Origin of the sequence: Kitasatospora sp. NPDC059571, assembly GCF_042735675.1 — a bacterium.
Classification (GTDB): domain Bacteria; phylum Actinomycetota; class Actinomycetes; order Streptomycetales; family Streptomycetaceae; genus Kitasatospora.
The window spans coordinates 1,077-6,493 of record NZ_JBHWBW010000447.1 but is presented as its reverse complement, the minus strand read 5'-3'; the positions used below and the strand labels follow the sequence as shown (position 1 = coordinate 6,493).

The 5,417-nt window shown below is 73.3% G+C and carries 5 protein-coding genes and 1 tRNA gene; 3 read left to right on the top strand and 3 right to left on the bottom strand.

Translation table 11 applies throughout. The annotated features are described in order from the left end of the window. Positions 1-169 precede the first annotated feature (169 nt). Positions 170-811, bottom strand: coding sequence for a MerR family transcriptional regulator (locus ACFV0G_RS32455; RefSeq protein ID WP_380555750.1), 642 nt, complete (start codon positions 809-811; stop codon positions 170-172). Positions 812-939: 128 nt separating this feature from the next. Between ACFV0G_RS32455 and ACFV0G_RS32450 the strand changes: the two genes are divergently transcribed. Continuing rightward, on the top strand, positions 940-1,980 hold the full coding sequence (locus tag ACFV0G_RS32450) for a UDP-N-acetylmuramate dehydrogenase (RefSeq protein WP_380555748.1): 1,041 nt from the start codon (positions 940-942) through the stop codon (positions 1,978-1,980). Positions 1,981-2,001: 21 nt separating this feature from the next. Here ACFV0G_RS32450 and ACFV0G_RS32445 read toward each other — a convergent pair whose 3' ends face one another. Both ACFV0G_RS32445 and ACFV0G_RS32440 read right to left on the bottom strand, forming a co-directional pair. Then, entirely contained in the window at positions 2,002-3,030 is a 1,029-nt protein-coding gene (locus ACFV0G_RS32445) for an adenosine deaminase (protein ID WP_380555746.1), read from the bottom strand. Between the two features lie 107 nt (positions 3,031-3,137). Then, complete coding sequence (locus ACFV0G_RS32440; RefSeq protein ID WP_380555744.1) at positions 3,138-4,376, bottom strand: pyridoxal phosphate-dependent aminotransferase; 1,239 nt, start codon at positions 4,374-4,376, stop codon at positions 3,138-3,140. A gap of 255 nt (positions 4,377-4,631) precedes the next feature. Between ACFV0G_RS32440 and ACFV0G_RS32435 the strand changes: the two genes are divergently transcribed. Both ACFV0G_RS32435 and secE read left to right on the top strand, forming a co-directional pair. Then, positions 4,632-4,704, top strand: a tRNA-Trp gene (locus tag ACFV0G_RS32435). A 145-nt stretch (positions 4,705-4,849) separates the two neighbouring features. Further along, a complete protein-coding gene (gene secE, locus ACFV0G_RS32430; RefSeq protein ID WP_380555742.1) occupies positions 4,850-5,203 on the top strand; it encodes a preprotein translocase subunit SecE in 354 nt (117 codons plus the stop codon). The last annotated feature ends 214 nt before the right edge of the window (positions 5,204-5,417 follow it).

Below are 5,417 nucleotides of genomic sequence, written 5' to 3'. Positions count from 1 at the left end.
CTCTTCAACCCGCACCGGCCCGGGCCGGCGGCCGGTCCCGGGGCCGAGCGGCCGGCCGAGGAGCCGGCACCGGCCGCGGTCTGACCCGCCGTCGGGCCGCGCAGGGCCCGACGACCGCCGCGGCCCCCGGAGGTCTCCGGGGGTCGCGGCGCAGGTACGTCGGGTGCCGTCAGGCGTGGACCGGGGCCGCCTCGAACGCCCGGCTCGACGCGTCCTCCTGGGCGAGGCGGCGCAGCGAGGAGATCAGCGCGTCGCCGAGCACCGTGCCGACGACCGCGCCCTCCACCTTGGCGTCCAGCCCCTCCCGCCGGGAGATCAGGGCGAGCTCGACCACGGACAGCCGGGCCGCCGCGGCGGCGTACTCGTCCAGGGCGTCGAGCAGGTCGTCCTGGCCGAGGTCCCGCAGCGTCACCACCAGGTGGGCCAGTGCGCGCCGGGCCGGGTTGCAGGTCTCGACCTGCCAGCCCTGCCGGCGGACGAGGTCCGCGACGACCTGCTCGGCGGCCGCCCAGGCGGGGCCGTCCTCCTCGGGGACCTCCGGGGTGACGGCCCGGTGGGCCGTCCCCAGCACCTTGTGCAGGCCGAGGCCCGGCTCGTCGACGGCGTTCAGCACGTCGCGGGTGGCCGCCACCGAGAGCTTGCCGACGTCCACCATGGCCCGCACGAGCTTCAGCCGGCGCTCGTGCTCCTCGCCGTACTGGGCCTGGTTGGGGCTGGTCCGCTCCCCGCAGGGCAGCAGCCCCTCGCGCAGGTAGTACTTGATGGTGGGGATGGGGACTCCGGTCCGTCGGCTCAGCTCTCCGATACGCATCGCGTCCCTGCCTCCCGGGGTCGAGCGGCCCGCCGCGGTCCCCGGCCGGCCGATATGGATAGCATACGTCTCCAAAATGCCGCCGAACCGCGGAACGGCCGCACCCCGACCCCGTATACCGTGGTGGCGTGCTGGTACTCGACAACGCCCCGCTCGCCCCGCTCACCACGCTCCGGCTCGGCGGCCCCGCCCGCCGGCTGGTCACCGCCCGGACCGACGACGAGGTCGTCGCGGCCGTCCGCGCCGCCGACGCGGCCGGCGAGCCGCTGCTCGTCCTCGGCGGCGGCTCCAACCTGGTGATCTCCGACGCGGGCTTCGACGGCACCGTGGTGCGGATCGCCACCCGGGGCTTCGCCCTGGACGGCACCGACCTGGAACTGGCGGCCGGCGAGGTCTGGTCGGACGCGGTCGCCCGGACGGTCGGGGCCGGCCTGGCCGGCATCGAGTTCCTGGCCGGCATCCCCGGCTCGGCGGGCGCCACCCCGGTGCAGAACGTCGGCGCGTACGGGCAGGAGGTCGCCGAGACGATCACCGAGGTGGTCGCCTACGACCGGGCGGCGGGGGAGACGGTGACCCTCGCCAACGCCGACTGCGCCTTCTCCTACCGGCACAGCCGGTTCAAGGCCGACCCCGACCGCTACGTGGTGCTGCGGGTGCGCTTCCGCCTCGACGACGCGGCCGGGCAGTCCTCGCCGGTCCGGTACGCCGAGGTGGCCCGGAGCATGGGCGTCGCCAGCGGCGACCGGGTCGACCTGGCCAAGGCGCACGAGCAGGTGCTCGCGCTGCGGGCCGGCAAGGGCATGGTGCTGGACGCCGCGGACCACGACACCTGGTCGGCGGGCTCCTTCTTCACCAACCCGGTGCTCAGCGCGGAGCAGTACGCGGCGTTCGCGGCCCGGCTCGGCGACCGGACCGCGCCCGCCTTCCCGGCGCCGGACGGCTGCACCAAGACCTCGGCCGCCTGGCTGATCGACAACGCGGGCTTCGGCAAGGGCTACGGCAGCGGCCCGGCGACGCTCTCCACCAAGCACACCCTGGCGCTGACCAACCGCGGCGCGGCGACCACGGAGGACCTGCTGACGCTGGCCCGCGAGGTCCGCGACGGGGTCCGGGCGGCGTTCGGCGTGGAGCTGGTCAACGAGCCGGTGATGGTCGGCGTGGCGCTGTGACCGCCTGACCGGCCCGGCCCGTCAGGCGGCCAGCCAGGCGTCGATGTCGCCCAGCAGCTCCTTCTGCACCGTCTCCGGCGCCTGCGATCCGCGCACCGACTGCCGTGCCAGCTCGGCGAGTTCGGCGTCGGAGAAGCCGTGCACCTCGCGGGCCAGCAGATACTGCGCGGCCAGCCGGGAGCCGAACAGCAGCGGGTCGTCGGCGCCGAGCGCGAGCGGCACACCGGCGTCGAAGAGCCGCCGCAGCGGCACGTCCTCGGCGCGCTCGTAGACCCCGAGCGACACGTTGGAGGACGGGCAGACCTCGCAGGTCACCTGGCGGTCGGCGAGCCGCTGCAGCAGCCGCTCGTCCTCGGCTGCGCGCACGCCGTGCCCGATCCGGCCGGCCCCGAGGTCGTCCAGGCAGTCGCGGACGGACTCCGGGCCGGAGAGCTCGCCGCCGTGCGGGGCGGCCAGCAGCCCGCCCTTGCGGGCGATCTCGAAGGCCCGGTCGAAGTCCCGCGCGAGGCCGCGCCGCTCGTCGTTGGAGAGCCCGAAGCCGATCACGCCCCGGTCGGTGTAGCGGACGGCGAGCCGGGCCAGGGTCCGGGCGTCCATCGGCGACTTCATCCGGTTCGCCGCGACCACCACCCGCATGCCGACCCTGGTCGCCTCCGAGGCCTCCCGCACCGCGTCGAGGATCAGCTCCAGGGCCGGGATCAGCCCGCCGAGCCGGGGTGCGTACGAGGTGGGGTCGACCTGGATCTCCAGCCAGCGGGAGCCGTCGCGCACCTCGTCCTCGGCGGTCTCCCGGACCAGGCGGCGGATGTCCTGTTCGTCGCGGAGCACCGAGCGGGCAGTGTCGTACAGCCGCTGGAAGCGGAACCAGCCGCGCTCGTCGGTGGCCCGCAGTCTCGGCGGCTCGCCCGAGCTCAGCGCCTCCGGCAGTCGGACGCCGTGCCTGTCCGCGAGCTCCAGCAGGGTGGCCGGCCGCATCGAGCCGGTGAAGTGCAGGTGGAGGTGGGCCTTGGGGAGGTCGACGACACTGCGCGGAGCTGAAAGGCGTTCCATCCGCCGATCCTGCCGCATCGGGGGGCCGGACGGAAACCGCCCCCTGGAGATCCCTCGAAAGAATGAGTTTCGGGGGATGCCAGGGGGCGGTCCGGGCGTGTGGGGCGTCAGTCGCGGGCCTCGGCCAGCAGCTGCTGGATCCGGGTCACGCCCTCGACCAGGTCGTTGTCGCCGAGCGCGTACGACAGGCGCAGGTAGCCGGGGGTGCCGAAGGCCTCACCGGGGACGACGGCGACCTCGGCCTCGTCCAGGATCAGCGCGGCCAGCTCGGAGGAGGTCGCCGGGCGCCGGCCGCGGATCTCCTTGCCCAGCAGGGCCTTGACCGACGGGTAGACGTAGAAGGCGCCCTCGGGCTCCGGGCAGAGCACGCCGTCGATCTCGTTGAGCATCTTGACGATGGTGCGGCGGCGGCGGTCGAAGGCGACCTTCATCTCGTCCACGGCCGACAGGTCGCCGGCCACCGCGGCCAGCGCGGCGCGCTGCGACACGTTGGCGACGTTCGAGGTGGCGTGCGACTGGAGGTTGGCGGCGGCCTTCACCACGTCGGCCGGGGCGATCAGCCAGCCCACCCGCCAGCCGGTCATGGCGTAGGTCTTGGCCACGCCGTTGACCACGATGCACTTGTCGCGCAGCTCGGGCAGCACGGCCGGCAGCGAGGTGAACTCGGCGTCGCCGTACACCAGGTGCTCGTAGATCTCGTCGGTGAGCACCCACAGCCCGTGCTCGACGGCCCAGCGGCCGATCGCCTCGGTCTCCTCGCGGGTGTAGACCGCGCCGGTCGGGTTGGACGGCGAGACGAAGAGCACCACCTTGGTGTTCTCGGTGCGCGCGGCCTCCAGCTGCTCGACCGAGGCCTTGTAGCCGGTGGTCTCGTCGGTGACGACCTCCACCGGCACACCGCCGGCCAGCTGGATCGACTCCGGGTAGGTGGTCCAGTACGGCGCCGGCACGATGACCTCGTCGCCCGGGTCGAGGATGGCGGCGAAGGCCTCGTAGATGGCCTGCTTGCCGCCGTTGGTGACGAGCACCTGGGAGGCGTCCACCTCGTAGCCCGAGTCGCGCAGGGTCTTCGCGGCGATCGCGGCCTTCAGCTCGGGCAGGCCGCCGGCCGGCGTGTAGCGGTGGTTCTTCGGGTCCTGGCAGGCGGCGACGGCGGCCTCGACGATGTAGCCGGGGGTCGGGAAGTCGGGCTCGCCCGCACCGAAGCCGATGACGGGACGGCCGGCCGCCTTGAGGGCCTTGGCCTTGGCGTCCACGGCGAGGGTGGCGGACTCCGCGATGGCGCCGATCCGGGCGGACACCCGGCGGTCGGCAGGACGGACGTTGGCGGGGGTGGAAGCGCTCATGCCTGCATCGTCCCAGAGAGCACCCGGCCCGGGCACCGCGGTTTCAGCATGCGTACGGCCCGGTCCACGATGCGTACCCGTGCGGTCGGGTTCGGCCCGTGCACCGCCGTCCGGGGAACGAGGTTCGACCAAACGCTCAAGAACCCGTACACTCAACGCTCGATGGCCCCCGAAGTACGGCTCCACCGCAGCGTTCATCACGCAGCGGCCCGGATGCGGTAGGTTGGGGGTCGCTGCGGGGCCGCGAGGCACCGTAGGGCACTAGCTCAATTGGTAGAGCACCGGTCTCCAAAACCGGCGGTTGGGGGTTCGAGTCCCTCGTGCCCTGCTGCTTGATCCGTACCGAGCCCGTTCGCTCCGCAGAGCGAGCGGGCTTGATGCGGAGAGGGCCCCATCCAAGCACTGCTTTCGCCGGAACGCTCGTGCCCGCCGGGCACGCTCGCTCGGCAGGACCCGGATTCAGGTGAGGACGAGTGACGGAGACCACGGGCTCCACCGCGACGCCTGAGAGCGGCAACCCCGAGGGTGCCGACGGCGTTGCCGCCACGCCTGACGAGAAGGCGCTCTCCCGGCGCGACCGCAAGCGGGCGCGCAAGTCGGAGGGCGGCGACCGCAAGTCGGGCAAGCGCGCCAAGAAGGGCCTCTTCGCCCGCATCGCGATCTTCTACAGGCAGATCATCGCCGAGCTCCGCAAGGTCGTCTGGCCGAGCCGCAGCGAGCTGATCCAGTACACCACCGTGGTCGTCGTCTTCGTCGTCGCGATCATGCTCGTCGTGTACGGCCTCGACACCGGCTTCGCCAAGCTCAGCCTGTGGATCTTCGGCTGACCTCAGGTCGCTGACCGGCGGCACGCTGGGCCGCCGCGCCCGGCCCGCCGCCTGGCCTCCGCTGCCGCCGGGACGCCGCGTCCGGGTACCCCGCCCGCCCCTCCGCCGCCGACGGACACCGGCCCGCCCGCACCCTGTCGCGTATACACCTCTGACGCGGCCGACGACACTGGCAGTGCCGATATCGTTTGTCTCCTTATCAAGAAAAAGGGTG

What these genes read in the sequence shown, in the direction of transcription:
- ACFV0G_RS32445 (WP_380555746.1), bottom strand. Translation starts at nt 3,030, where the DNA reads ATGGAACGCCTTTCAGCTCCGCGCAGTGTCGTCGACCTCCCCAAGGCC.
- ACFV0G_RS32440 (WP_380555744.1), bottom strand. Translation starts at nt 4,376, where the DNA reads ATGAGCGCTTCCACCCCCGCCAACGTCCGTCCTGCCGACCGCCGGGTG.
- ACFV0G_RS32455 (WP_380555750.1), bottom strand. Translation starts at nt 811, where the DNA reads ATGCGTATCGGAGAGCTGAGCCGACGGACCGGAGTCCCCATCCCCACC.